Below are 25,098 nucleotides of genomic sequence, written 5' to 3'. Positions count from 1 at the left end.
GTTTCCTGTCAGGCAAAGTCTATCACCTGCGGGATACATTTGACCCATAATTTAATACAAATCATTATGAAAAAGATTTTCTTTACTACTTTGATCTTATTTTTATTAAGCGGGATAACCGCTTTCGCTCAGCAAAAAAATGAATGGGATATCCGCCTCAGGGCAATTGGGGTTATCCCCCAGGAAAGCGCAACGATAGGCGTCATCGGCGGAGACATAAACATTTCCAATACTGTTGTTCCCGAGCTCGATTTTACCTACTTTTTTTCCAAAAACTTTTCTGCAGAATTAATCCTGGCGACAACAAAGCACCAGGTAAAAACAAAAGGCTCCAACCTGAGTGCTATTGGTGCCGGCTCTTCGGCCGATGTTGATCTGGGTAAAGTATGGTTGCTTCCGCCTACGCTTACTTTGCAATATCATTTGCCCACAGGTACCCTTTTTAAACCCTATATCGGCGCGGGGCTTAACTACACTATTTTTTACAATGCCGATAAAGGTCCAACCGTAGGCGGCATTAATTACAACAACAGTTTTGCTTTTGCAACTCAGTTGGGTGCTGATTTCGATATCAGTAAAAAAGTATTCTTGAATATTGATCTGAAGAAAATATTTCTCTCTACCGATGTAAAGGTTGATGCATCCAATTTAACGCCTGCGGGCAAACCCGAACTTGCGCCGGTTTTGAAAAACATACCGGCAGATGTAAAGATCAGGCCCTGGATCATCGGCGTAGGTATGGGCTACCGTTTTTAATCCACTTACTGCAAAAATGCCCCGTGGAAACCTGGTATACGAAGACTGCACGCAATCAGGAAAAAAATACGATTTCACAAAGTTAAGAGCAGAACAAGCGTTTCAATATTATATCGCCCAGTCATCGCTGTCTGTTTTGTTTATACGAAAAAGAATGCCCGATATCCAAAGCAAGGCGCCGGTGAGCAATAATTTCTGATTCATTTCGGGCAAGCGGTGACCAGGGCTGGTTAACCATAAAAACAATTCTGTCAATAACACCAGTATCGTGAGCACGCCGATGAGCATTTCACTCCATTGTTGCCTGTCCATATCCGTTAAATTCTGTGAGGTTTTTCTGCCGGAAGATACCCCGGACAATCAATTTGATATTACAGGTTAACTCCTCGAGTGTACAGGATATCGACTTGATTTTTACCGGGATTTCATCCGTTGTTTCCACCAGGTCGATATGAAGTAAATCGGAGCCCAAAGGTTCCCTACCCTTAAAGCTGTCAAAAAGCAGGTCGGCGAAATTTCGGTCATTACCCAAAAAATACTGTCCATACCTATCAAATCCTACCGGTGTTCTAACGCTCAGCAAAATATAAAACCCGAGTTCCATAGCCATAAATTAAGAGGCTCCTGCTTTAACAGGAGCCTCATTTAAAAAACTATCCCACTTATTTAATTTCAATTTGCCTGCGTATAGCCTTAGCTTCTTCGCGTTTTGCAATATCGATCTTCAGGACGCCGTCTGTATAAGACGCCTCAATATTTTCGGCATTGGCGCTGTCGGGCAACGTAAACGAACGCACAAATGAACTGTAACTATACTCCCGTTTGCTGTAATTTTTTTGAGCGTCGCTACTTTCATTTTGACGTTCTACCGAAATGTGCAGCACATTGCGGTCAAGGTTAATTTTGAAATCTTCCTTTTTTAGGCCGGGCGCAGCCAGTTCAACATGATAATGATCCTCGGTTTCGCTGATGTTAGCTGCGGGAACGCGCGCTACCAAGCGGTCATTGAAAAAAGAATCGTTTAAGATTGATTCAAAAACATCATTAAATGACGGTAATAACGAACTGTTATTCTTTTTGTCGGCATTAAATTTAACCAATGTCATAGGTCTTCCTCCTTAAATAAATTAATGATTAAAACTTATATTAATTAAACCGGTTCATTCAATTCAAAGCTAATGCCAGTGGAATAAATACTTGAGATCAATGAAAAAATTTCACAAAAAATGCTTTTTTTTCAGTTCGACCTGACAAATATTCAATATGCCATTGCTTTTTAACATTCGTATTAAAGCAAAGCAATAATGGTTGATATTTTTACGACGTGTGCCGCTTTGTTCAAGCTAAAAAAGCATTGGTAGAATTGCGGTAAATTAAAATTCTCTTCGTTCTTTGGACTTAAAACAATAGCTATTTTATTTTGGTTTAAACATTACGCAGCATGCCTGCTTTCGCACTGATCTTTTATGAAACAGCATCGATTCCCCAAAATATTAACTATCCTGGTTGAAACATTGTTAAAAACGCGCCAGTACATTAAGCTGGTTTGCAAAACAAATCCGAGTTCAAGAAACGGCTATTTCGGGACAGCGAATGTCTGCCTGAACGATGATTTAGTCCGGTTCATTGATATGGCAATTGCTAAAGGATGGGTTGAGGCTGTAGTTTTACTAAAAATTAAAACCAAAAGCTATGACAACTAATAAGAACAAACTGGCTACCGCCATTATTATCGCAGCTCTTGCAGTACTTACACTTCCATCATCTGTCCTGGCACAGCAAACCGTAGCAGGCCGCACAGAGTTACAGCGACATGACCTTAGTATTCCCGGCCGTGAAATGGTACAGGTACGCGTAGATGTTGAAAAAGGAATGTCATTCCCGCAGCATACACATTTCGGCGAAGAAATTATTTATGTACTTGATGGGTTACTGGAATACCAAGTAGCAGGCCAACAACCGGTGACGCTTAAAGCCGGCGACGTTTTATTTATCCCTTACGGAACCGTGCATTCGGTGAAAAATGTAGGAACCACCAAAGCGAGTGAGCTTGCCACCTATATTGTTGAAAAAGATAAACCACTTGTTACACTGATCAAGTAAGGTTCATTATAGATTTTGGAAGTATCGATCCCCAACCTGATCAATAATCATTGCGATCAATACTTCCAAAATTGCTTCGGGCATAGCTTTATAAGCTTGATGTAAACCGGTAAGCTCCCGGCATCAAGCGATAAATTGCTTTGTTTCCTTCAAACCTGATAAAGCTGATACCCTTTGCCCCTGCCACAGGCTTACCACCTTCTGTTATCCCTTTAACAGTACTTGCCGGAAGAAACAATGTAGCTGTGGTATTCGCCGGAACAGTTGCGTCATAGGTCAATGTTTTACCGCTTACGGACCAGCTACTGTTTATGCGCCCATAAAGCGAATCATAAGATCCTTTAGCCCAGGTCATCTCCCCGGTGGGGTCGGGCTCAGGCTGCAAAATAAATTTCTTAAAACCAGGTTCATCACGCTGGATTCCGATGGAATAAGCAATCATCCATTGACCAACAGCACCAAATGAATAGTGGTTAAAAGAGTTCATGCTGTTATTACCGCCAAAGCCGTTTTCTACAGTATATCCGTTCAGCCTTTCCCAGATAGTTGTAGCGCCCTGGTCAATAGCATACAGCCATGACGGGTAATGCTCGTTCTGCAACATTTTATAAGCAAGGCCCGAGTGCCCATGATCTGAAAGCGCCTTACTGATACCCCCTGTGCCTACAAACCCGGTCATGAGGGAATAAGCCGGACGGACGATCCCCTGATCATCTTTATTCTCACGTTCAACCGCAGCCTCAAGGTTCTTTGCCATATAACTGACATTTTCGTCGCTGAATACACCAAGGGCCAAACCTGTTGCATAGGCGGTTTGTGTATCCGAAACTTTAAACTCTTTTTTGCCGGGCTCGCCAAACATCCCACCACCAATGAGGCCTACCGCCTTTTTATCGGCGTTAACAAATGTTTTGTTGAAGAAGGCTTTTCGCTGTTCATATTTTTTCCTGAATTTCTCAGCATCATCTTTCTTTCCTAAAATAGCGGCCACCTTTGTCATAATGCCCAAATCATAAACATGATAGGCCGTAACCGGGAAAGCAGCGCCAAGCTGCATATATTGTGGCCCAAGCCAGTCGCCCAGCACACCATCCGTACTGAAGCCGGTTTTAGGATCAATAGTTGAGTCGATGTAATCCATGTACCTGCACATGGCATCATAATGTTCGGCAAGTAATGATACATCATTATATTGCTGGTAAGTTTCCCACGCTACAGTAATGCCTGCACTCCCCCAGATCACACCACCAAAGCCGCCGCCAACTGGTGCTATATCGGTGAATCGCCCTTGCTCAGTTTGCAAATCGCGCATGGCCAGCATGTGCCTGCGCAGAAACTGATCGGCATTGGATACATATGTTGCTGTGCGCGAAAAAATACTGATATCGCCCGACCAGCCCATCCGCTCATTCCTTTGCGGGCAATCGGTTGGTATAGTAAGGAAGTTATCGATGTTTGACCACGTTAGGTTGGACCATAGTTTGTTCACCTTTGGATTAGAGGTAGTATAATTGGCAGTGAGTTTTTTTACGGAACTTATAACCAGGCCCTGTACATTCTCTAACGGCAGCGGCTTGTCAATGCCGGTAATTTCGATATATTGATAACCATGCGATGTAAAATGCGGTTGGATCACCTGATCGCCATCCTTCATGATATAAAGATCCTGACTCAGCGCTGCGCGGTAATTTTCGGTCATAATCATACCTACATTTTTACCAGACTCCTTCAGGTTGGGATACAGGATTTCGGCATAACGCAAGGTCAGTTTTTTTCCGGCGATACCATTTTTGATGCTGATCTTGGGCACACCTACAAAATTCTGTCCCATGTCATATACATAAACACCTTTTCTAACTTCCCTCACTCCTTTTGCAGTAAGGGTTTTATAAATTCCTGCCGATGTTCCGATCTGCCCGATCATCGAAATATGATCAAAATCCAGCGGGATCTTTTTCCCGAAATAGTCAACGTCATCCCCCGTATATGTTGTTCCTTTTAGAGATACTTCCTGCGCCTTTTGCCAGTTATGATCATCATAAGCTACCGTGTTCCAGTCTTTAACTGCAACTTCCTTTGTGGCATCGTCAACCTCGCCCATATCCAGGCTGCTGTAAACAACAGGACCATCGTTAAAATATTTCCAGTTTTTGTTATTGGTTTTGATCACCTCCTGCGAACCATCAGTATAAGTAATAACCAGCTTGGCTAACAAGGATTGCCTGTCGCCAAAATGGTTCCAGACCGAGCCGTAGCTCAACAAACCGCTCCACCAGCCTTCGCCGAGCATAGCACCAATAGCGTTTTTCCCTTTACTTACCATACCGGTTACATCGTAGGTTTGATAAAGATGAGTTTTGTTATATTGTGTAAGGCCGGGGTTGTAATAATCGTTACCCACCCGTTTACCGTTAAGATAGATTTCATAAATCCCCCTTGCCGTTACATAAAGCCTTGCCTGCGAAATACCTTTATCAGCATTAAAAACCGAGCGCAGCATAGGCATAGCGTTATGACTGGGATCGGCAAGGATAAATGCGCCCGCACTTCCGCCGTCTACCTCATATTTCCCATCTTTTATAACTAAACCGGATGAAGGAGTAATAACAGCTTCTTTAAAAATCCCTTTGTAATTATGTTCTTCGGGCTTTTCGCTGAATAAATTGTTGCGCGGCGACCTGAAATTGGAGACCGTCAGCTCAGAAAATTCGGCTTTCTGACCTTTATCTACAGAAAAACCTATCTCTCCAAGCATTCCAAAAGAGATTACATCACGGCGGCCAAGCGGATTAAGTGTTATCACGGCGTCGCGGTTTGCAGGCACAGGCTGGGCTATAGCAGTTGCATCTTTCTTATCGGCTAAAAATGTTTTATTATCATCAACAGTGAATGTAAGTGTACCAAGCTCATTATTGATCAATATGGAGTGTTGTTTGTTCTTATTACCGTTGCCAATCAGGTCGGTTTTTATTGGGAAGCTTTTAAATACTTTATCCAATGTATCTTTTTCCGAATACCCTGCTCTGTATACGTTGATCCGTGCATTGCCTCCCTGATCCAGCCCTGAAATATCCACCTCTACTTTAAAATAAGATTGGTTCTTTTTATTGGCAAGCTGAAAAATATTCCTGTTACTGTCCATCAGCCGTGGGTCATTAGCGGCAAAAATCAGGCTTGCCCTGGAGCTCCCCGGAGCGATAGCCACTTTATATTTCAGGTTATACAGCGGCAGGTAATGTGCATAAAGCACCAGGTCATTATCTCCTCCCCCTATCCATTGCGCGCCATCCCATGCCGACATTCCCGTGTCCATGAGCCCCGTTTCAAACCAGGAGCCCGAGGAAGAAACACCGCCTGCCTGATCCCAAACAGTTACCGTCCAGCTATAGCGGGTTGCGGCTTTAAGCGGCGAGCCTGCGTAAACCACAGCTAAGGCTGTTCCGCTTTTTATTCTGGTGCTATTCCATACCACTTTTCCCTGTGTATCTTTTACGATAATCTGATAAGCAACCTGGTTATAGCCTCTCGATCCTTCAGGGGCCAGCATTTGCCAGCTAAACCGGGGCAGTTTAACATCAATCCCAATAGGATGGTCAGTATATTCCACCTGCAGGTTAACTATCCGGGTCCCTTTTACAGCACCGTAAAGGTTAATTTGTATAAATGAAAATAACAGTAATAAAATCAGGATAGCCAGTTTAACTATCGGGGCAGGATTTTTTGTCATAATTGGGTTTACAGTAAAAATAATTGGTAAAGCAATATGCTAATAAAATGATACTTAACTGTCCCTTACTTACCCCTTTGATTGCAAATACTTTTTTATACGACTAAAAGCAGAATACGAAGCCTAAAGCTAATAAATTATCACGGCATCAACGCCTCACCGCCCAGGCCAAACCATCAGCCCCGCGAATATCAATATGCCCGGCCACTTCTAATTTATTGAGGTCGATCACTGCCACATAATTATCGCCGGTGCAGCCTATGAATGCACGTGATCCGTCATCATCAACCAGGATGCCGGCCGCGCCATGCCCTGTATTTATACGTTTCAACTCCTGGTGCGATACTGCATCAAAAATAAACAGGTCACCAGTGCGGAGGCTCGTAACCAGAATACGTTTACCATCCGGCGTGAACTTAAGTCGGTTGGCACCCGTTACCTTTGCATCAATTGTGGCAGTTACCTTTTTGGCGGCGATATCGATGATTGAAATATTGCCATCCTCAGCACCTGCAGTCCATAATTCGCGCCCATTGGGTGATACATCAAAACCCTCAGAACCTTTAGCTACCGGGATAACGGTCTGTACCCAGTCATGACGTGGCGGAGGTGCAAAACCGCCCGGAGGCCCCATTGGCTTCAGCAAACTATCCTCCAAAATGCTTACCGTTGCTGAGGATACATTTGTGGTGAACACCTTTTTCCCATCATCGGTTACATAGATCATGTGCGTTCTATCCTGGCCTGTTCCCATAGCCCAGTCATATTTACCGATAGCCGGGTCGTAACGGCCAACAGCTTTAGCGCCCTCGGCCGAGAACCAAACCTTTCCTCCTGCAAATGTTAACCCATGTGGCCCCATCAATGGTTTAGTATCAATGGCAGGCAGGGCTTTTTGTGCTACAAGATCAATTACGCTAAGCTCGTGCAGGCTTCCACCTCCATAGATGGAAACATAAGCTGTCTTTCCATCCGCAGAGGCAATAACTTCATGGGGATCGGAACCCACGGGCACGCGTGCAATAACCTTTAAAGTCAGCGGGTTGATGATCGCCAAATTATGATCGCTTTTTGAAAGTGCAAGCAAAACCCGCGAGGGCGTGGCCTGCGCCGAGCAATTGTTTGAAATAAAAACCACCGGGATCCATAATATGCTCACGACGAGTAATTTGACCATGTCAAATCTCATCGCTTTAAAATTGGGGGCGAATGCTGTCTTATTCATGCGGTTTACTAATTGAAGGGCGGTTTATAAGTCGTTTAAAAGTAACGAAGCCGATCATTAAGAGTGATCTCTCCTTAAAACAAATATACTGATCCCGGCTTTGCTATCTCCGCCATTGGCAAACAAATCGACGAAGACCAGATTGTTACCCATCGCGGTTTGTTTTTAATAGATTAACTATAGTAAAACCCAAATTTCTGATAACATTATTATCAACCTGCATTGATTTTATGCATCACATAATTAACGATCACATCACAACGAGTAAGGTTAAATTCCAGAAGTTCTCCGGGCTGCCAATAACTATTTAACTCGGTGCGTAACATTTCTTTAGCCCGGTTCAATCTTATTTTAACATTAGACTCCCCTATTTCCAGCGCTTCCATTGTTTCATTAGTGGTCATTCCCTGTATCTCCCTCATTACAAATACCAACCTGTATTTTTCGGGGAGCGTTAATACCGCCTTTTCTAAAATAGCTTTTAATTCTTTGTTCATAAGATTATCTAAAGGTGTTTCAGCTTGGTGATCAATGCGAATATGTTCGGTAAGTGTTTTTTCTAATTGAGCTTTCCTCTTTTTGTGCAACAGGCTCTCGTTAATCAGGATCCGGATTAGCCAGGTGCTAAAACTTGATTGATGTTTAAAATTAGACAACTGGCGATAGGCGTTCAGGTAGGCCGTTTGCATAATGTCTTCAGCCTCCTTATCGTCGTTAATGATGGACATGCTGATCCTATACAATCTTTCGTTGAATTTGCGCATTAGTTTTTCGTACAAATGCTTTTCGCCATTAACTACTCGTTTTACAATCTCCTCGTCACTGAAAGTATCTGTTATATGATCGGCAGGTGGGTTCATAAAATCTGATTTATATAATAGAGCACTGTAAAGCTAAAGGGTTACAGATTACCTCTAATTAAACTTTGTAACCCTTTGTTAAAAGGCAATCTCTAATGGATATTAATTCAAAATAATCATGGAAGATCAAACTAAAAACACTCAAACTCTTTTAAAGTTTACTTATGGTTTAGTGCCTGTTGTAGCGGGAGCCGACAAATTCACCAACCTATTGACTGATTGGTCACATTATCTCAATCCAACAATTAAAGCCATGCTTCCTTTTGGCGAACATGCATTTATGATGATTGTTGGTATAATTGAAATTGTGGCCGGAATATTAGTGCTTTTTAATCCCCAAAAAGGAGCTTATCTTGTTAGTGCCTGGTTAGTATTAATCGCACTTAGTTTATTGGCAAGCGGCAATTATTTAGATGTGGCTGTGCGTGATATTGTAATGGCCATCGGCGCCTTCACATTAGCAAGACTATCTACTATAGTCAAAAATTAATATCATTAGCACCATACAATTGTAGTCTTGTACAATTATTTATAATGGGCCATAAAGGACATTATGATGCAAATCTGTCGGATAAGACTTATATCCGACAGACTTATTTATATATTCACATTATTCAGTAAAGAGAAACATATTTCACATATTGCCAATCCAGTACCTGCTTCATATATTTATATCTGTAGTTTTATAAAATCAACTTATGAATCAGCCACATATAGCCGGCATTGCTCCATTCTTCATTGTAGGCAATGTCACAACGGCAATATCCTTTTATCGGGAGAAACTCGGTTTTGATACCGTTTTCCAGGAGCCGGATCACGATCCGTTTTTTGCTATTGTACAGCGGGATGGGGCAATGATCTTCCTGAAATCTGTAAGCGGGGATCCGCTTCCGAACTACAAGCAAGCCCCGGATGCCCGGTGGGACGCGTATGTTAGTGTACCTGACCCGGATACGCTGGCCGCAGAGTTTATATCGCGCGGTGTTAGCTTCACTGTACCGCTACAAAATACTCCTGATGGCTTGCGCGGCTTTGAATTGGCAGACGCTGATGGTTATATTTTATTTTTCGGTCATCCCCGTTGATAGAAATAGTTACTAAACAGGTATACTTTTTGCAAAAGGTATAGCATGGATCAAAATTATTTACTGAACTCCGTAGATGGGGTCGACGTTATCTTAATTCCCGGTTCAGGCAGTAGCGTCTGCGTTTTCGAACCGGAAACGCAAACCAGTACGGGTTCGTCCCAACCATTGCGGGCCACAATACTGGATAAAGAACTGGTTTTCCAGCCCACAGGCAATAATATTATTTCAGAAGATGAGCTATTAAAAGTTATCCGCTGGTACAGTTACCGCAAAACTTTTTCCTGAAATATTGAGGCGATTTTACAGGCAAACAGCTTTTACACCCGCCCATAAGCTCAATTAGCGTATACAAACTTTCCCGAACCGGGGAAGAATTAACCCTGTCATGACATTGCCTCGGCCAACCCTCACTATCTATCTTCATTGTATTGATATTGTTACAGATAGGCTTTTACTAAAATGATCTCAACCCAATTGGAAGCAGTAAAAACGCAGCTATTGCTTTGGGTTAATTTAAGCATTTCAAATTTCTGCCTGATCTCCAATTATTCCTTCATCGGGTGGTTGAATAGATGATATAGAGGTATAAAAAAAGCCTCTCCCTGAACAGGAAAGGCTTAAGAGCGAAAGACGAGATTCGAACTCGCGACCCCGACCTTGGCAAGGTCGTGCTCTACCAACTGAGCTACTTTCGCATTGGTGGCCGCAAATATATAACTTCCACCAGGTGCTGGCAAAATATTTTTTGAAATTTCGCACGTTAAATTTAACACACTTTTAATCAATTGTTTACACCAGGCGCCAGACCTGTTATAGTTTGTAATTGATGTCCGTGTAAGAAACAGGCGCTTAAAAAACGGCAAAGAAGGTAATTAATTTATCCGTTTGGGTGTGTTTTATTTAAAGTCGTTTTCTGATATGTTGACAAACAGTTTCCAGCACTATCGCACCTAATTATTAAATTTGAAGATAATTTCCCGATCCGGGAATCGATAATATAACAAGTGTATGGTGTTGGAGCCTTTTCATGAACTCGTCCTTAAATTTATTGAAAATACTAACCGGCCGATATTTTTAACAGGTAAGGCAGGCACCGGTAAAACCACTTTTCTCCGCTGGATCAGGGCAAACGTTACCAAAAATCTGGCGGTTGTAGCCCCTACCGCAGTAGCAGCTATTAACGCCGGCGGCGTAACCATTCACTCCTTTTTCCAGGTGCCTTTCGGGCCGCAGGTGCCTGTAACCGATTATAACAATCACAGCACCTTGCTCAGGCAGGTAAGCCTCGAAAAATCAAACATATTAAAATGCCTCGACCTGCTTATTATTGATGAGATCAGTATGGTGCGGGCCGATACCCTTGATTACATTGATACCGTATTACGCCAGGTTAAAGGATCAGCACGCCCCTTCGGCGGTGTACAGTTATTGATGATCGGCGACTTGTTTCAGCTCCCCCCTGTTTATGAAAAAGACTGGCCGGTACTCAGAAACTTTTACAAAGGGCCTTATTTTTTTGATAGCCTTGCATTCCAAAAATTTCCGGTGTTAACATTTGAACTTACACAGGTTTACCGCCAAAAAGATCCGGTATTTGTGGAGATCCTGAACAGTATTCGCAATGGCTACGCCAACAACGAAATGCTGGACAAGCTTAACGCACATTATAACCCTAATCTGAATGCCAACTGGCTTAAAGATTATGTAACCCTATCTACCCATAACCAACTTGTTAACGAAATTAACCAGCAGCGTTTAATGGAGCTTGATGGTGAAGCCCACACTTTTAAAGCCACCGTAACCGGCGATTTCCCCAAAGATGCCTACCCCGCCGAAGATGAGCTTGTTTTGAAAGTTGGGGCACAAGTAATGTTCATTAAAAATGACAGCTCTGGTAAAAAGCAATATTATAACGGCCGCACGGGGCGCATCGTTGCAATGGGACCGGGTAATATTCGCCTTAGTTTCCTTGACGACGGCACCGAGTTTGAAGTGATCCCAGAAACCTGGCAAAACGTAAAATATGCATTGGCCGAAAATGAGCAGAAAGTAAATGAACAAAATAACGGTTCGTTTAGCCAATACCCGCTTAGGCTGGCCTGGGCCATCACCATACACAAAAGCCAGGGACTTACATTTGAAAAAGCGGTTATTGATGTCGACGCCGCCTTTGCTTTCGGGCAAGCTTATGTTGCGCTAAGCCGTTGTCGCTCGCTTGAAGGTATGATCCTGAAATCGCCTGTACGTCCCGAAAATATCCGTACCGATCCGGAGATCATCAGCTTTATGCAAAATGCAGCCATCTCCGTGCCTGATGAGCAATTGCTTGAAAACACCATCCGGCAAATAGCTCTGGAAGAGATGAAAGATGTCTTTGATTTTTCGATGCTCACCGGTGCATGGAGACAGCTTAAAACCATCATGCTAAACGGCGCGATTAAAAATAGCCTCTTATCCGAACATATCAGCAAAACCGATCACAGCTGGGAAACTGAAATTAAAACTATCGGCGACCGTTTTATCAGGAAGGAACTGGGCACTTTACCTGATGACCAACTTGTCTGGAACAATACACCATTTATAAGCAGGTTAAAAAACGCTGCCAACTATTTTCTACCTAAATTAAACGCTTTCTCGGAAGCTATTAACAGCTTTTATACCGCTATAAACAACACCAACCCTCCTGCCGAGTTTTACGACAGTTTAAATCATTTATTAGTTAATCTGAAAGCAAAAACGGCAGCATTTGTACGTCTGCCCATTGCCACATCGGGCAGGGATGTTTTATCGTCGGTGCAGGAAGCAGGGATAAGTTACAAGCCCGTATATAAAAATTGGAACCCTAAAGCACTGCCAAAAGAGAAGGAAATTGTTAATCCCGAATTATACAAACAATTACTCAATTGGCGTAAAGAAACCAGTCTCGAACGTAAAATCCCCGAACATACGCTGGTGTCTGAAAATATGCTGCGCGATATCACTGCTAAGCTACCAAGGTCATTAAACCAGCTTTCACAGTTAAAAAGTTTCGGTGATGCAAAAGCAACAGACTTAGGCAAACCCATTTTAAAAATGATCAGGAGTTATTTAGGCGAAAATGACCTGTTTTCTTAAGCTGGGTATTTAAAACCTCGGAATTTCCGGGCCGTTATATGGATTTTCGAGGGCATTCTTGATCCTCATTAACTGGTATTGGTGACGCCAATTATCAGGATAGTTTTTCATGTTTTTCAATAATTGCTTAACAAAATCGGCAACATGGAGCTGAGTTGTAGCGCGGTCAAGCCTTAATTCCTGGGGTAACGTAACATTACTAAAGTATTCACTCAATTCTTCGTAGCTCATGGTGCAAAAGTAAAAGATTTTAAAAGATTTTTTAAAAAACCCAGGCCGTCACTTTACTTTCATAGTTTTTAAACGTGTAGATCATCTATTTTAAACGTTTGTAATAAACACGCTAAAAACAAACTGCTTCATATTATCCTCATTTAGGATTTGTATCTTTGTTTAACATTATTTAACTATCATTCGCTTGGAGTTTCGGGTTTGCTTTCTTTTATTTATAAGCGTAATGCTGGCATTGTTATCCCCAACTAAAATCCGCAGAGTTTTATTTATCTGCCTGTTTATCTTTATTTTACCATCGGCCCTGTTTGCACAAAATCTTTTTTTGCAAAAGGTTGAGATGTGCAATATCACCAATTATTGCATGGACTGCGGCGATCCCAAGGCCAGCTGCGATCAGCTTGCCATTGATTTTGTTTCTGCGAGGATCAATAACCGATACCTGCTAAAAGAAGCTACCGGTTCCATAACGTTCCAGGTTTTAGTGGATGAGCGGGGTTTCAGCTGCGTGCTTAGCCATAACGATGCTTCTAAAAGTGCCCTTACCAACGAGTTGATTACCTATCTGAACGGCTGTATCTGGAAACCTGCCAAAATAGACGGCAAACCGGTAGCCTCATCTGTAAATGTGATCTTTCGTTTTATAAGCGGCGGCGTTTATGGTCAGGTACAAAGGCTGGACCTAAGCGAAATGAAGCCGCCAGGTGATCCGATCATTTACAATAAGACTGTAACTTACGCCAATCCATCATTAAAAAACTACGACTTTACGGTATGGACAAAATATAACTCGCCCCTCGTTGATAACATCGGCAAATCAGCCGCTATGGATCAGTCGGATCTGTTATGGTATGCTACGGAAAAAGGGATGACCCGCTTTGAGGGAACAACGTTTATCCCGGTTAATGAATATAATTCGCCATTCCCGTCAGATGCTAACATAAAGGAAGTGACCATCGACAGGGATAATAATAAATGGGTTTATTACGATAATAAAATATTTATGTACGGCAGCGGTGGCTGGCAGTTATTTGATTTTAAGCAGTTTTTGGCAGGCGGAGTTAACCAGGTGCTGAACAGCCGCAATGGCGAATTGCTTTTCACCACTCAAAATGGTCTTGTTGTAAAAAGGAAAGATAAAGTAGTAGTGATAAACAAAAAATCGATGCCTGAAATGCCCTCAAGCAATGTACTTTTTGCTTATGTAGATAGTCAAAAACGGCTTTGGATAGGTACGTCAAAAGGCACCATCATGATTGATAAAAGCGTTATCACCTCATTTAATAGCCTTAACACTCCACTGAAAAATGCCAGTATTTCGGGCGCGGTGGAGGATGAAAAAGGAAATGTTTACTTCTCACTGGTTGATTGTAATAAACAAACTGGTGAAAATGATAGTGATAAAGAAGGTGTAGCCGTGCTAAAGTTTAATGGTAACTGGCTGCATTATAATGATAAAAACTCGGCATGCCTGCTAATCATGTTAATACCATGTTGTATGATAAGTTTGAGCATGTTTTGTGGCTGGGTACAGATGAGTCGGGTATTGCCAGGTTTGACCTGAATAATGGTTGGGAAAATTACCACAACAACAATTCGCCGCTGCCAGGTTTTACTATTTACCAGATAGTTCAGGATTCAAAAGCGTTATTTACGCCACTACTGCTAATGGCTTGTTAAGGATCAGGAAAAAGACCGGGGCTTAGGGTTATATTAACAGCTTAAGCCTTTCTCCTCATTTGCCGTTTATCGAATTACTGTAGAACCGGGTATGTTTATGCCTGCCGGAACAGGGGGCATTCTAATAATGCTACTAACCATTAGTTTTCAGGCTATAAAAGCCGCGTTAATGAACCCATAAAAAGTCTAAGAACGGAGTAGGCGAATGGATTGGGTCATAGTTTAGGCTTTGTTCATTCTGCTTTTGGACTGATAAATTGATCTTTTAAACAAAGTATCTTCGGTCTTTTAAACAAATCTGCCAACAGCTATTTGCAGCAATTTTGCATTATAAATTCTAATGCAATGACAACAACAAATTCAAATGGCAATATCCAGGTACTGGTAACAGGGGTTCAGGCTTTATCGCGGTGCATTGTATCCTGCAGCTCATAGAAGCGGGTTATAAGGTAAAAACAACACTACGTTCATTAAACCGCGAAGCCGAAGTGCGGACATGCTCAGAACCGGCGGCGTTGAGGCAGGCGACCGACTATCATTTATAGCTGCTGATCTGGCTGCTGACGCGGGCTGGGAAGAAGCTGTGGCTGGTTGCACCTATGTTTTGCACGTAGCCTCTCCTACCCCATAAAAGGCTATAAGCATGAAGATGAGATGATTATACCCGCCGTAAAGGTGTGCTACGGGTGCTAAAAGCAGCCAGAGATGCCAGCGTTAAGCGGGTTGTACTTACTTCAGCTTTCGGCGCGATTGGTTTTGGTCACAAACCCGCAGTACACCATTTAATGAAACCGATTGGACACCGATAGATGATCGCGTACCGGCCTATCAAAAATCAAAAACACTGTCGGAGCAGGCGGCATGGAAGTTCATTGAAACTGAAGGCAACGATTTGGAAATGGCTACAGTAAACCCGGTTGCAGTTGCAGGTCCGGTTTTAGGTACTGACTATTCGCACTCCATTCAGCTGGTGCAAAGCATGTTGTTCGGCAAGCTAAAAGGCACTCCGCGGATCAATACCGGCCTGGTAGACGTACGCGATGTAGCTGATCTGCATTTACGCGCCATGACCAACCCGGCAGCAAAAGGTCAACGTTTTTTGGCTATTTCGGGTGAAAGCTTATGGATGATTGACATAGCTAAAATACTGAAGCGCCGTATGGGTAATTATGCGGAAAAAGTTAAAGCCCAAAATGTGCCTAACTGGTTGGTGCGTTTAACTGCGCTTTGGAACCCGACCGCTAAAACTATTGTCCCAATGCTCGACCAAAACATGAACGCCACCAGCGAAAAAGCTCAGCGTATGCTTGGCTGGACGCCACGATCTGCAGAAGAAGCAATTGTTGCAACTGCACAAAGCCTGATTCAATTAGGAATAATTAAATAATTATTTTTACACTGATGGAACAACCGGGAGCGGCCAGCAGGTCAATGATATTTGTATCGTGTAAGCGGGAAAAGCATTACAGTCGGGAAATGATCCTTCCGTGGCACGCATTGGTATGTGTGCTTTCGGGTGAAATGAGGATCGCTTCGGCCAACCAGCAATTTGTTTTTCATACGGGAGATATCGTATTACTGCCGCGAAACCAGTTGGGCAGAATGAACAAGGCACCTTTAAACGGAGAGCCTTTTAAATCAATATCCATTTGTTTTCCGCAAGAAGCATTACAACGGTATTACGCGGCACTTCCCCAGGTTCAGGTTGCTCCGGCCCCTCCGGATGTTAAATACTTCAATCAGCATCCGCTGCTGCAAAGCCTGTTTGGATCTTTAATGCCTTATTTTGAAGTAGTTGATGATTTACTTGAAGAGATAGCAAATATCAAAATAACAGAGGCTATTGCAGTACTTCGCGCTATCGATAAATCGGTTGACAACTTACTGGGACATTTTGAAGGTCCCGGCAAAATTGACCTTGCCGACTTTATGGAGAAGAACTATATGTTTAATCTTACAGCGGCAAAATTCGGTTACCTTACCGGTAGAAGCATAACTACTTTTAAACGTGATTTCAAAAAGGCCTTCGGCAACACCCCCGAGAAATGGCTCACCAAAAAGCGCCTCGAAACTGCCCACTACCAAATAGTTGAACAAAACCGCAAACCATCTGAGGTGTACTTTGAATTAGGCTTCGAAAACCTATCGCATTTTTCATATGCTTTTAAAAAGCAGTTTGGGTATAATCCAACTGCTTCAAAAACTAAACGTACCCGGTTTATCGGAGGGCAAATTAAAGGTTGAGTTTAAGCCGGATTTTAGGATATAAAGCAAAGAGTTATCAGGTTGAATTAATTGTAGGAAGTGTATGAATTTAACACCTGTCCTAAACACGCCCTTCATTTGTCATCTTTGCTCCTTCTCATAAACAACATTTACAATTATGTTTGTCATGCAGCCTGGCATTTTTGGGACTACCTTTATTAAAACTAACCAATGATGACACTTCAAAATAAAAACGCGGTAATTTACGGTGCGGGCGGTTCATTAGGCGGTGCAGTTGCAAAGGCACTGGCCGGCGCCGGCGCGCGCGTATTTTTAACCGGGCCTAACCCCAGGTCAATTAAAAAGATATCCGATGAAATTATTGCTTCAGGGGGCCTGGCTGAAATAGCAATTGTAGATGCATTTGACGAAAAAGCAATTGATCGGCATTTACAGCAAGTGGTAAGCAGCGCAGGGACCATTGATATCTCATTTAACGCTGTTGGAGTTGATGTGGTGCAGAACGTACCGCTTACCGAAATATCGGCCGAAGATTTTGTAAAGCCGATTACGCTTACGATGCAAACCCGCTTCATGACAGCCATTGCAGCTGGCAAGATGATGATGAAACAAAAATCGGGGGTAATTTTATCGCTTACAGCTACGCCAGGAGGTATAGGCTATCCTCACACAGGTGGCTTTGGCCCTGCTTGCAGCGGTGTTGAAAGTTTTTCGCGCACACTGGCATCCGAATTGGGTGCTTACGGCATCCGCGTGGTTAATATCCGATCGGGAGGCTCGCCCGATTCGCGCGTGTTTAAAACCGCAATTGACACCATGCCCGATGTTATGGACCCTATCCTTAAAAAAATGGAAGCTGACACCATGCTCAAAAAACTACCCTTAATGGCCGATATTGCCAATACCGCGGTTTTTCTGGCATCGGATCTGGCTGGCCAGATTACAGGCGTTACCATCGACGTAACCGGGGCACAACTGCTGCATTAAATTACAGGGTAGACAGGCTCGATTAAACGGGCTTAGGAAAGGGCACCTTTTACTGATCCGAAAAAAAAACAAGCATAAAAATAAGGCCGGAGTATTGCAGTTAACTACTTTCAGCCCATAAATCCTATCGATTTTGCCGGGATGTGTTTCGTTACTACGCCTTCAATGTAAAGCTGACCATCCTTAATTTTATAATCGAGGGTACGGTCATCAACTTTATAGTCATCATGGTGAAAAAGGTCCTTCAGTTTGCTCAGCAATTCTTTGCGATCAAACACTGGGCTGATACTTAATTGATCGTCAACCGGGGTAAGTATAATACCATCTGCCTTGTATGAAAATATTTTAGATTCCATTTGATAAAGATAGACTATTACCCCGAACATCAGCAAAGCAACTTTTTATGGTTTCCGCCGGTAAATCTTGTGCTTTGTAAAGCCTTTGCCGCTTTGATAAATCCCGTTTACAGGTTGCGTTTGTTTAAGCTTATCAGCCGATGTATCGTTAAAACTATGGTCTGTTATTCTGCTATAGGCGGCAGGAATCCATTCCAACTTTAGTTTACATGAGTTATCCATATCTATATTCAAATAAATATAAATTTACAAATCACGGATAAACTAATACAATACTTTATGCCAGTGCATCAGCAGCAAACTGCCTGCAAATTTTCACCTCCTTTACCGCATCTGATCCTTCAGGTATCTTGTACTCCAGCTCAATAGTGGCCGGGAATTTATAATGGTTATTTTTAAGCAGTTGCAGCACTTCTTTTATCGGGGTATCTCCCTGCCCCCAGGGCTGATTGGGACCGTCATGAAACTTGCGGTCTTTGATGTGCATACTGGTTATACGGTCATGATATTTTTCAATAAAGGGAACGGGGCTGCTGCTGGTACCTGCCACATAATGGCCGATATCCAAATTAATTCCGTTATGCTTTGACTGGGCCAGGGCCGCGTCCCAAAGGGTTGGCGTGGCCTGGGTGTGGGCATGGTAGCCAACCATCATTTTATGTTTGGCGGCTATATCACCAAGGCGTTTGGTTTGAACCTCATCAGGCAACTCAACAGTTACATGATTTACACCCAAAGCTTTCCCTGCATTAAAGGCATAATCAATTTCGGCATCGCTGTTTTTAGTACCGAGGGCATTGGGTTTCCAGGCATAAATATTGACACCGGCATCATGGTACATCTTCCTGATCTCCTTAAATTTATCCATTGGCGCGGAGACGCGCCATTCGGCCATCTTTTTCCCAAATGCAGCCCAGTCTTCGCCAGCTTCATGTTTAGGGGCACCGGCATACATTTCGGCGGCATCGCCCATCAGTTCAATGGCGTTAATATTACAATCGATACAGTATCTCAGTAAATCTTCAATTGTGCCCGGCATGCTCCTGAATGAGTAGGTGATAACGCCTATTTGTACGCCGTTGATAAGCGAGTTGGGTTTATCAGTCCGGCCTGAAACCACGCCGGCGAATGATGATTTTGAAAATGCTAAAAGCCCCGCTGCGGCAAGTGCGCTGCTGCCAATAAACCTGCGCCTTGATAAGTTATGCTGCTTCATAAATTTTATAGGAAATACATTGGTTTACACCAAAGTTATCAATTAATTGATGCCTGCAAATTGTGTATTGAAAGTGTTACTAACAAAGTTAATTTGTAGCGTTTTGCCTGATATTAACGTAAAGTATTATAAACCTTATGGTATGAAAAAGCTGTTTTTATTTGGCATACTCGCTATTTTGTCAGGCTGTAAAAAAGACGATACCCCTAATAATAATCAGTTGATTGGCAGGTGGGAGTACCGCGGCACCAGTTGTTACTGTGAGCCTCCCAAAGATCCCAATTCGATAAAGACAGGCAACGGCAACATTATTGTTTTTACTGCCAGTACCTACAAACGATTTAAAAAAGACACCCTGATAAACAGCGGCAATTACCTTACCCGCAGATATGATAATGCACATGAGCAGATCATGTTCGACAAAGATACCTCAGCCAATAGCATTACCTTTTTTAAGATAGATGGTAAAATACTCACTTTTTACGGAACAGTGCCCCTTGCAGCAGATGGGCCGGAATCTCACTATGAGCGGTTATAATATTATGGTACAGGCCAGTGGAAGCACAACAGATATCCATTCGGATCAAGCAGATAAATGGCTTTCCAGCCATAACCTGTAATTTGAGGTTGTTTAAGGTGCATGCCCTTACTTAATAAATAGCTATATAGCATATCAATGTCGGGGTGGCCGAAATAAAGTGAAGTATCGGCATGGGCAGAAACACGCTGTTCATCGGGCTCGAAAGGGCGGCCTGGCTTTTCGTACGCGGTGTTGAGCATTAGTTCTATACCATTAAGTTTCAATAAAACCCAATCAACATCATCTCCTTCGCCCGATGCCTGCACTATTTCAAAACCCAGCACATCGCGGTAAAATCCTAAGGCCACGGGCATATCAAAAACCTGAAGCAAGGGGGCTATGCCCTGTATTTGTTTTGTGGTAGTGCTATCGCTCATAATCTCCTTCTAATAATTCTAATAAAAAAGATTTACAGCTATTACTTTCCGAGTTGAAGCCATATATCATAATAAGATAAATGAATACCAACATACCAAATGGAGTTATTGATAAGGGATCAAACCTATCAGACATTGAAGAATGTATCCAACCGCCAAAACCCGCGACCATTAAAAAAGCAGCCATTCCAATGATAATATATTCTATTTCCTGGTGCATAGCCATGGTTATATAAAGACAACTTCCCGTTTCCGCAAACTCCACGCGCCCCTTTATCAAAGGTATAAACGAATTCCTACCAACAACTACGGGTTCAATTTTAAACTCACTAATATTTACATACCCTTTAAAAGGAGTGGGATACCTGTTGGTTAATTGTTCAAAGAAACTTCCTGTGAAAGCAGGGCTTACTTGTTCTGTCAATCTTAATCTTACCTCTTCGGGGTTGAGCGAGACTTATAATGGAAAATTTTTCATATGGCCACCAATTCATAACTAATAGATATTTACGTTAAAAGTACCAATACTGCTCATCAAAACCTATTTAAATAATAGATACCCATGCACGAAAACGAACAATAAATGTATCATAACGATGCACATTATTACATTAAAAACAATAGCAATTAATTGAATATCAATATTATAAATACATGGCACTTAATTTGACTTCTTAATAAAGATTACTGTATATATCATGAGACACGGCAAGCAACTGGAAAGGCGTACTTTCAACCAGGACCGTTTTGAAATACTTATTAAGCGGCAAAAAAACGGTATAGCCACCTTTAACGAGCTCACCGAATTGGATGAGATCGTAAACCGTGACCCTGAGATCCGTGAAATTGTTTTGGAGGAAATGCAGGACGCCGATACTCCAAAGCTTCCGGACGATAATCAAATTCAAATGGTTGAAAAACCGGTCAGGAAAAGTTTCATCGAAAAGATAAAAGCTTTCATTGATCGCTTGTTCGCAGTTCAAAGCGATGATCTTAATCCGGCCATTGCTGCATAAGTAATGTAAACCTGCAAACAATTTTTAATTGGCACGCCATTCAAAACAAAACGGAACAATCTTTATAGATATGTTTGCAACACTGTTATAAAGCAAACTGTTTATGAAAATATTTCAGCAAATCCTTCAGCTTAGGGAGCGCAAAAGAGGTTTTCATCTCATCACGGCCGAAGTAATTAATGCCCTACCTCAAATACACGAGTTAAAAACCGGCATTTGCCAGGTATTTATCCAACATACTTCGGCATCATTAACCATTAATGAAAATGCCGACCCAACCGTAAGGCAGGATTTTGAAATGTATTTCAGTAAAACCGTACCCGAAAATGACCCGGATTATTTACACGATGATGAAGGTCCTGATGATATGCCTGCCCACCTGAAAGCTGCGATGCTGGGCAGTTCTGTAACTATTCCTATCCGCAATGGAAGACTGGCTTTAGGAATGTGGCAGGGAATTTATTTGTGCGAGCATCGTAACCACGGCGGCAATCGCATGCTGGTAATATCGGCATGGGGCGAATAAATAGTGAATAAGTGTCAATTATTATTGTAAAAAGCACAATTAATTTACACATTTGACTAACAATTGTAAATTAATGCTTTTTTAACGGGTGTAACACAGCAAATTTGCAAGCTTATATCGAATGTTATTCTATATTTGTTTTTACCATAAAATTATTACTGTTTATAAATGCTCAAGTACTCCAAGCAAACAAGGTTATTATTAGCTGTTGATTGTATCATTTTTGGCTTTGATGGCGAAGTTTTAAAGATCCTATTGATAAAAAGAGGCTTTCAACCCGAAAAGGGAAACTGGAGCCTGATGGGTGGCTTTGTTCAGCCAGATGAAAGTCTTGATCAAAGTGCCAACCGTATTTTAAAGCAACTAACCGGTTTGGAGGGCGTGTACCTTGAACAATTATATACTTTTGGGCAACCCCAGCGCGACCCTATTGAGCGTACAGTATCTGTAGCATACTTTGCACTGGTTGATATCCATAAATATGAAGCCCAGATCAGTGATGATTACCATGCCGAATGGTTTCAGCTTAAACGTGCTCCTAAATTGATATTTGACCAGCAGGAAATGGTTGAGCAGGCCCGCAAACGCATCCGCTACAAAGCAGCTATGCACCCTATCCTGTTTGAGCTTTTGCCTACCAAGTTTACCATCCCGCAATTGCAAACTCTTTACGAAAGCGTGTTTAATACCACTATTGATAAACGCAATTTCAGTAAAAGGGTGCTGGCAACCGGTTTACTCATTAAACTGGCCGATAAGGATAAAGCAGGCTCAAAACGCGGTGCTTATTATTACCAGTTAAACATGCAAAACTATTATGCCAAGTTTCAGGCATTTATGAACTTTATTCCTAATCCCGATTCGTTATAACAGTTCTTTGAATCATTTTTTATTTGAGCCGCTATGCCGGTATTACCTGCAGAAGGTTTAATATTTTTGAATAACAGTTAAAACTAACTGTACCTGAGCCTTTTTTATTTAACATTCTTCAACCATACATCTTTTTATCCGTATAATAGCTTTAGGCTATATCATGAACCGTTAGCCCGTTTTGCAAATATTAATTAATGAAAAAAAACGTAAGCCTTTTAGTATTACTGTTGCTTGCTGTATCTGAATGTTTCGGCCAATTCAGGGAGGTTAATAAACTAAAAAAAGACTTGCCCTTAACTCATGATAGCATACAGTATGTAAATACGCTTAACAGGCTGGGGATGCTTATGTATGAGCAAAATATCGACAGTGCTTTCAATTATGCTAAAAAGGCCAGAACTATAGCTGAACGGCTTGGCTATAAGGCCGGAAAGGCCGATGCACTAAATGTTATAGGCATTGTTTATGATCTTAAAGGCAATCTGCAACTTTCACTACGCTATTATAACGAGGCTTATAACCTGTACAAAGAATTAAATGATACCTCAAACGTTGTACAGGGGTTAATGAATATTGGCCTTGTGTTTAACGAGAACAAGGAAGATAAAAAAGCGATAAACTTTTTTAAGCGGGCATTAAACATTGGTAAAACCCTGCAGCGCGACTCTATCGTGGCGTTGGTGCTGTGCAATTACCTGCTCTTATACCCCGGGCAAATCCCCAAAGATTCGGTTGAAATTTACCTTGATAAAGCACGCGAAATTGGCACAAGGTATAAAGATAAACGTATGCTCGTTGAAGCAGACCAGGTACAGGGATTGCTATACCTTCAAAGCAATAACCGTGAACAAGGTGTGGCGGTTTTACAAAAAGCAGTAGATAATGGTTTGGCCATGGAGCTTTATTACCTGAGCCTTGATATAGTCATGAACCTTGGCGACTTGTACCTCGAAAATAATGTTCCCCAAGCTATTGATTACTACAAACAGGGACTTTCTATCGCCGAAAAAAGCGGCTATCACTATTATGAAAAAATCTTCGGGAAAAAATTATATGATATTTATATTGCTCAAAATAATCTGCCCGAAGTACAGCGCTACAGTTCAAAATTGCTGAAACTATATGACGACGAGGAGAAATACACCAATACAACAGGCTTTGATTATATTGATTATGCACTGAAAGACCAGGAACTGGAAGCTATAACCATCCGGAGCCAAAACAGGCAGGTGCTTGCGATTGTACTTGGTGTTTTATTTATGATAACCGCCATTACCGTAATATTTACTTACCGCCTTTACAACCTGAAGAAAAAGCATGGCCAAACATTGGAGGAGCTTAATCACACCGTACAGCTACGAAACGAAAAACTGCAAATAGATCATGAATTCAACAACCGGCTGGTATCTATTCTTGCGCATGATTTCAGGCAGCCAATAGGAGCACTCAAAACACTGGCAACAGTACTTAAAGACGCCGATACTTTTACACGGGAAGAATTGATGGAATTGGTAGATACCATGGAGCATTCTTCAAATATTTCGCTGGAGATTTTTGAAAACATATTGCAATGGATCAAACAGCAATTGTCGGGCTTTAATTACAAAGCTGTTCCACTGCCTTTAAAGGACCTGATAGATGAGGCAATACAACCATTTTATTTAATGGGTAAAGACCGCGGGCTTAGGTTCGTAATCAAAGTGGACCCGGCCATTGTTATTCACGCCGACAAAGAGTTGGTACAGTTTATCCACCGCAATTTTATACATAACGCCATTAAGTTTTCGCCAGATAATTCAACCATTACTATAGGTGCATCAAGCGATAACAACGATGTAACTGTTTGTTTACAGGACGAGGGAAAAGGTATTTCGCCCGATAAGCTGAAGTCGCTCTTTAATTTTAAAGCCAACATGCAGTACAGTAACGAAAAGGAAAAAGGCGCGGGCGTAGCGCTCATGATCTGTAAAGATTTTACCGAAAAAATGAATGGCCGGATCTGGGTTGAAAACAACAAGGAAAAAGGGGCTATTTTCTGCTACTCATTGCCCAATATCCATTAACCTATTCATTGTAATTTTTAAATTACCTGTTGAAAAACAATATTTTAAGTTCGTAAATTTCAGTTCAAATACAGTTTGCTATAACCTGTTATTA

Annotated in this window: 28 protein-coding genes and 1 tRNA gene; 17 read left to right on the top strand and 12 right to left on the bottom strand. The window is 42.0% G+C overall.

What is annotated here, in order from left to right:
* Positions 1-66: 66 nt before the first annotated feature.
* Entirely contained in the window at positions 67-756 is a 690-nt protein-coding gene (locus tag DIU38_RS02605) for an OmpW/AlkL family protein (protein WP_112653795.1), read from the top strand.
* A gap of 108 nt (positions 757-864) precedes the next feature.
* Here the strand turns inward: DIU38_RS02605 and DIU38_RS02600 are convergent, their stop codons facing one another.
* Genes DIU38_RS02600 through DIU38_RS02590 form a run of 3 tightly spaced genes read right to left on the bottom strand, consistent with a single transcriptional unit; the run spans position 865 to position 1,862 of the window.
* Positions 865-1,068 carry a hypothetical protein gene (locus DIU38_RS02600; protein ID WP_146750413.1) on the bottom strand — a complete coding sequence of 68 codons (204 nt, stop codon included), beginning with the start codon at positions 1,066-1,068 and terminating at the stop codon, positions 865-867.
* Positions 1,046-1,366: a hypothetical protein gene (locus DIU38_RS02595; protein ID WP_146750414.1), complete on the bottom strand. Its 321-nt coding sequence runs from the start codon at positions 1,364-1,366 to the stop codon at positions 1,046-1,048. The genes DIU38_RS02600 and DIU38_RS02595 overlap by 23 nt, the downstream gene beginning before the upstream one ends.
* Positions 1,367-1,418: 52 nt before the next feature.
* On the bottom strand, positions 1,419-1,862 hold the full coding sequence (locus DIU38_RS02590) for an Hsp20/alpha crystallin family protein (RefSeq protein WP_112653798.1): 444 nt from the start codon (positions 1,860-1,862) through the stop codon (positions 1,419-1,421).
* A 360-nt stretch (positions 1,863-2,222) separates the two neighbouring features.
* On the opposite strand from DIU38_RS02590, the gene DIU38_RS02585 reads away from it, so the two are divergent.
* Both DIU38_RS02585 and DIU38_RS02580 read left to right on the top strand, forming a co-directional pair.
* Positions 2,223-2,459 (top strand): hypothetical protein, encoded by a 237-nt coding sequence (locus DIU38_RS02585; RefSeq protein WP_112653799.1) that lies wholly within the window; start codon positions 2,223-2,225, stop codon positions 2,457-2,459.
* Positions 2,449-2,859, top strand: a complete 411-nt coding sequence (locus DIU38_RS02580; RefSeq protein WP_112653800.1) for a cupin domain-containing protein — start codon at positions 2,449-2,451, stop codon at positions 2,857-2,859. Before DIU38_RS02585 ends, DIU38_RS02580 begins: the two co-directional genes overlap by 11 nt.
* Positions 2,860-2,947: 88 nt before the next feature.
* Here DIU38_RS02580 and DIU38_RS02575 read toward each other — a convergent pair whose 3' ends face one another.
* From DIU38_RS02575 to DIU38_RS02565, 3 genes are all read right to left on the bottom strand, one after another.
* Positions 2,948-6,586 (bottom strand): family 78 glycoside hydrolase catalytic domain, encoded by a 3,639-nt coding sequence (locus DIU38_RS02575; RefSeq protein ID WP_112653801.1) that lies wholly within the window; start codon positions 6,584-6,586, stop codon positions 2,948-2,950.
* 148 nt (positions 6,587-6,734) lie between these two features.
* Entirely contained in the window at positions 6,735-7,811 is a 1,077-nt protein-coding gene (locus DIU38_RS02570; protein ID WP_208057614.1) for a YncE family protein, read from the bottom strand.
* 212 nt (positions 7,812-8,023) lie between these two features.
* The gene (locus DIU38_RS02565; protein ID WP_112653803.1) at positions 8,024-8,671 is read right to left on the bottom strand and encodes an RNA polymerase sigma factor; all 648 of its coding nucleotides are present in this window, start codon (positions 8,669-8,671) and stop codon (positions 8,024-8,026) included.
* Positions 8,672-8,789: 118 nt separating this feature from the next.
* Between DIU38_RS02565 and DIU38_RS02560 the strand changes: the two genes are divergently transcribed.
* The 3 genes from DIU38_RS02560 to DIU38_RS02550 all read left to right on the top strand — a co-directional run bounded on the left by DIU38_RS02560 (position 8,790) and on the right by DIU38_RS02550 (position 10,044).
* Positions 8,790-9,161, top strand: coding sequence for a hypothetical protein (locus DIU38_RS02560; protein ID WP_112653804.1), 372 nt, complete (start codon positions 8,790-8,792; stop codon positions 9,159-9,161).
* A 208-nt stretch (positions 9,162-9,369) separates the two neighbouring features.
* The gene (locus DIU38_RS02555) at positions 9,370-9,756 is read left to right on the top strand and encodes a VOC family protein (RefSeq protein WP_112653805.1); all 387 of its coding nucleotides are present in this window, start codon (positions 9,370-9,372) and stop codon (positions 9,754-9,756) included.
* A 45-nt stretch (positions 9,757-9,801) separates the two neighbouring features.
* Positions 9,802-10,044, top strand: coding sequence for a hypothetical protein (locus tag DIU38_RS02550; protein WP_112653806.1), 243 nt, complete (start codon positions 9,802-9,804; stop codon positions 10,042-10,044).
* A gap of 337 nt (positions 10,045-10,381) precedes the next feature.
* Here DIU38_RS02550 and DIU38_RS02545 read toward each other — a convergent pair.
* A tRNA-Gly gene (locus tag DIU38_RS02545) sits at positions 10,382-10,454 on the bottom strand.
* Positions 10,455-10,767: 313 nt separating this feature from the next.
* On the opposite strand from DIU38_RS02545, the gene DIU38_RS02540 reads away from it, so the two are divergent.
* On the top strand, positions 10,768-12,873 hold the full coding sequence (locus tag DIU38_RS02540) for an AAA family ATPase (protein WP_112653807.1): 2,106 nt from the start codon (positions 10,768-10,770) through the stop codon (positions 12,871-12,873).
* 9 nt (positions 12,874-12,882) lie between these two features.
* Here DIU38_RS02540 and DIU38_RS02535 read toward each other — a convergent pair whose 3' ends face one another.
* Positions 12,883-13,104: a DUF6965 family protein gene (locus DIU38_RS02535; RefSeq protein ID WP_112653808.1), complete on the bottom strand. Its 222-nt coding sequence runs from the start codon at positions 13,102-13,104 to the stop codon at positions 12,883-12,885.
* Between the two features lie 226 nt (positions 13,105-13,330).
* Between DIU38_RS02535 and DIU38_RS02530 the strand changes: the two genes are divergently transcribed.
* The 5 genes from DIU38_RS02530 (at position 13,331) to DIU38_RS02510 (ending at position 17,997) form a co-directional block, all read left to right on the top strand.
* Positions 13,331-14,668, top strand: a complete 1,338-nt coding sequence (locus DIU38_RS02530; RefSeq protein WP_149354010.1) for a two-component regulator propeller domain-containing protein — start codon at positions 13,331-13,333, stop codon at positions 14,666-14,668.
* Positions 14,669-15,280: 612 nt separating this feature from the next.
* On the top strand, positions 15,281-15,415 hold the full coding sequence (locus DIU38_RS34340) for a hypothetical protein (protein ID WP_262714344.1): 135 nt from the start codon (positions 15,281-15,283) through the stop codon (positions 15,413-15,415).
* Positions 15,416-15,682: 267 nt separating this feature from the next.
* Positions 15,683-16,171: a Rossmann-fold NAD(P)-binding domain-containing protein gene (locus tag DIU38_RS33360; RefSeq protein ID WP_208809213.1), complete on the top strand. Its 489-nt coding sequence runs from the start codon at positions 15,683-15,685 to the stop codon at positions 16,169-16,171.
* A gap of 14 nt (positions 16,172-16,185) precedes the next feature.
* Complete coding sequence (locus tag DIU38_RS02515) at positions 16,186-17,028, top strand: AraC family transcriptional regulator (RefSeq protein WP_112653811.1); 843 nt, start codon at positions 16,186-16,188, stop codon at positions 17,026-17,028.
* Between the two features lie 192 nt (positions 17,029-17,220).
* A complete protein-coding gene (locus DIU38_RS02510; RefSeq protein WP_244311251.1) occupies positions 17,221-17,997 on the top strand; it encodes an SDR family NAD(P)-dependent oxidoreductase in 777 nt (258 codons plus the stop codon).
* Positions 17,998-18,107: 110 nt separating this feature from the next.
* On the opposite strand, the gene DIU38_RS02505 is transcribed toward DIU38_RS02510, so the two are convergent.
* The gene (locus tag DIU38_RS02505; RefSeq protein ID WP_112653813.1) at positions 18,108-18,353 is read right to left on the bottom strand and encodes a hypothetical protein; all 246 of its coding nucleotides are present in this window, start codon (positions 18,351-18,353) and stop codon (positions 18,108-18,110) included.
* 277 nt (positions 18,354-18,630) lie between these two features.
* Positions 18,631-19,569 carry a sugar phosphate isomerase/epimerase family protein gene (locus tag DIU38_RS02500; RefSeq protein ID WP_112653814.1) on the bottom strand — a complete coding sequence of 313 codons (939 nt, stop codon included), beginning with the start codon at positions 19,567-19,569 and terminating at the stop codon, positions 18,631-18,633.
* Between the two features lie 142 nt (positions 19,570-19,711).
* On the opposite strand from DIU38_RS02500, the gene DIU38_RS02495 reads away from it, so the two are divergent.
* Positions 19,712-20,107, top strand: a complete 396-nt coding sequence (locus tag DIU38_RS02495) for a hypothetical protein (RefSeq protein WP_146750415.1) — start codon at positions 19,712-19,714, stop codon at positions 20,105-20,107.
* Between the two features lie 2 nt (positions 20,108-20,109).
* Here the strand turns inward: DIU38_RS02495 and DIU38_RS02490 are convergent, their stop codons facing one another.
* Positions 20,110-20,526 (bottom strand): VOC family protein, encoded by a 417-nt coding sequence (locus tag DIU38_RS02490; protein ID WP_112653816.1) that lies wholly within the window; start codon positions 20,524-20,526, stop codon positions 20,110-20,112.
* Complete coding sequence (locus tag DIU38_RS02485; protein ID WP_112653817.1) at positions 20,516-20,950, bottom strand: hypothetical protein; 435 nt, start codon at positions 20,948-20,950, stop codon at positions 20,516-20,518. Before DIU38_RS02485 ends, DIU38_RS02490 begins: the two co-directional genes overlap by 11 nt.
* A 274-nt stretch (positions 20,951-21,224) precedes the next feature.
* On the opposite strand from DIU38_RS02485, the gene DIU38_RS02480 reads away from it, so the two are divergent.
* The 4 genes from DIU38_RS02480 to DIU38_RS02465 all read left to right on the top strand — a co-directional run bounded on the left by DIU38_RS02480 (position 21,225) and on the right by DIU38_RS02465 (position 25,004).
* Positions 21,225-21,542 carry a hypothetical protein gene (locus DIU38_RS02480; protein ID WP_112653818.1) on the top strand — a complete coding sequence of 106 codons (318 nt, stop codon included), beginning with the start codon at positions 21,225-21,227 and terminating at the stop codon, positions 21,540-21,542.
* A 103-nt stretch (positions 21,543-21,645) separates the two neighbouring features.
* Complete coding sequence (locus tag DIU38_RS02475) at positions 21,646-22,068, top strand: secondary thiamine-phosphate synthase enzyme YjbQ (RefSeq protein ID WP_091170188.1); 423 nt, start codon at positions 21,646-21,648, stop codon at positions 22,066-22,068.
* A 168-nt stretch (positions 22,069-22,236) separates the two neighbouring features.
* Complete coding sequence (locus DIU38_RS02470) at positions 22,237-22,938, top strand: NUDIX hydrolase (RefSeq protein WP_090533328.1); 702 nt, start codon at positions 22,237-22,239, stop codon at positions 22,936-22,938.
* Positions 22,939-23,135: 197 nt separating this feature from the next.
* A complete protein-coding gene (locus DIU38_RS02465; RefSeq protein WP_112653819.1) occupies positions 23,136-25,004 on the top strand; it encodes a tetratricopeptide repeat-containing sensor histidine kinase in 1,869 nt (622 codons plus the stop codon).
* Positions 25,005-25,098: the final 94 nt, after the last annotated feature.

The sequence above is a fragment of the Mucilaginibacter metallidurans genome (assembly GCF_003286435.2).
Lineage (GTDB): Bacteria > Bacteroidota > Bacteroidia > Sphingobacteriales > Sphingobacteriaceae > Mucilaginibacter > Mucilaginibacter gossypii.
Note: the sequence above shows the minus strand (reverse complement) of the source record. Positions and strands in the feature narration are given on the sequence as shown.

Bases quoted from the DNA above. Each gene is read 5' to 3' on its own strand.
- DIU38_RS02605 (WP_112653795.1), top strand. From the start codon at position 67: ATGAAAAAGATTTTCTTTACTACTTTGATCTTATTTTTATTAAGCGGG.
- DIU38_RS02600 (WP_146750413.1), bottom strand. From the start codon at position 1,068: ATGGACAGGCAACAATGGAGTGAAATGCTCATCGGCGTGCTCACGATA.
- DIU38_RS02595 (WP_146750414.1), bottom strand. From the start codon at position 1,366: ATGGCTATGGAACTCGGGTTTTATATTTTGCTGAGCGTTAGAACACCG.
- DIU38_RS02590 (WP_112653798.1), bottom strand. From the start codon at position 1,862: ATGACATTGGTTAAATTTAATGCCGACAAAAAGAATAACAGTTCGTTA.
- DIU38_RS02585 (WP_112653799.1), top strand. From the start codon at position 2,223: ATGAAACAGCATCGATTCCCCAAAATATTAACTATCCTGGTTGAAACA.
- DIU38_RS02580 (WP_112653800.1), top strand. From the start codon at position 2,449: ATGACAACTAATAAGAACAAACTGGCTACCGCCATTATTATCGCAGCT.
- DIU38_RS02575 (WP_112653801.1), bottom strand. From the start codon at position 6,586: ATGACAAAAAATCCTGCCCCGATAGTTAAACTGGCTATCCTGATTTTA.
- DIU38_RS02570 (WP_208057614.1), bottom strand. From the start codon at position 7,811: ATGAATAAGACAGCATTCGCCCCCAATTTTAAAGCGATGAGATTTGAC.
- DIU38_RS02565 (WP_112653803.1), bottom strand. From the start codon at position 8,671: ATGAACCCACCTGCCGATCATATAACAGATACTTTCAGTGACGAGGAG.
- DIU38_RS02560 (WP_112653804.1), top strand. From the start codon at position 8,790: ATGGAAGATCAAACTAAAAACACTCAAACTCTTTTAAAGTTTACTTAT.
- DIU38_RS02555 (WP_112653805.1), top strand. From the start codon at position 9,370: ATGAATCAGCCACATATAGCCGGCATTGCTCCATTCTTCATTGTAGGC.
- DIU38_RS02550 (WP_112653806.1), top strand. From the start codon at position 9,802: ATGGATCAAAATTATTTACTGAACTCCGTAGATGGGGTCGACGTTATC.
- DIU38_RS02540 (WP_112653807.1), top strand. From the start codon at position 10,768: ATGGTGTTGGAGCCTTTTCATGAACTCGTCCTTAAATTTATTGAAAAT.
- DIU38_RS02535 (WP_112653808.1), bottom strand. From the start codon at position 13,104: ATGAGCTACGAAGAATTGAGTGAATACTTTAGTAATGTTACGTTACCC.
- DIU38_RS02530 (WP_149354010.1), top strand. From the start codon at position 13,331: ATGCTGGCATTGTTATCCCCAACTAAAATCCGCAGAGTTTTATTTATC.
- DIU38_RS34340 (WP_262714344.1), top strand. From the start codon at position 15,281: ATGCTCAGAACCGGCGGCGTTGAGGCAGGCGACCGACTATCATTTATA.
- DIU38_RS33360 (WP_208809213.1), top strand. From the start codon at position 15,683: ATGGCTACAGTAAACCCGGTTGCAGTTGCAGGTCCGGTTTTAGGTACT.
- DIU38_RS02515 (WP_112653811.1), top strand. From the start codon at position 16,186: ATGGAACAACCGGGAGCGGCCAGCAGGTCAATGATATTTGTATCGTGT.
- DIU38_RS02510 (WP_244311251.1), top strand. From the start codon at position 17,221: ATGATGACACTTCAAAATAAAAACGCGGTAATTTACGGTGCGGGCGGT.
- DIU38_RS02505 (WP_112653813.1), bottom strand. From the start codon at position 18,353: ATGGAATCTAAAATATTTTCATACAAGGCAGATGGTATTATACTTACC.
- DIU38_RS02500 (WP_112653814.1), bottom strand. From the start codon at position 19,569: ATGAAGCAGCATAACTTATCAAGGCGCAGGTTTATTGGCAGCAGCGCA.
- DIU38_RS02495 (WP_146750415.1), top strand. From the start codon at position 19,712: ATGAAAAAGCTGTTTTTATTTGGCATACTCGCTATTTTGTCAGGCTGT.
- DIU38_RS02490 (WP_112653816.1), bottom strand. From the start codon at position 20,526: ATGAGCGATAGCACTACCACAAAACAAATACAGGGCATAGCCCCCTTG.
- DIU38_RS02480 (WP_112653818.1), top strand. From the start codon at position 21,225: ATGAGACACGGCAAGCAACTGGAAAGGCGTACTTTCAACCAGGACCGT.
- DIU38_RS02475 (WP_091170188.1), top strand. From the start codon at position 21,646: ATGAAAATATTTCAGCAAATCCTTCAGCTTAGGGAGCGCAAAAGAGGT.
- DIU38_RS02470 (WP_090533328.1), top strand. From the start codon at position 22,237: ATGCTCAAGTACTCCAAGCAAACAAGGTTATTATTAGCTGTTGATTGT.
- DIU38_RS02465 (WP_112653819.1), top strand. From the start codon at position 23,136: ATGAAAAAAAACGTAAGCCTTTTAGTATTACTGTTGCTTGCTGTATCT.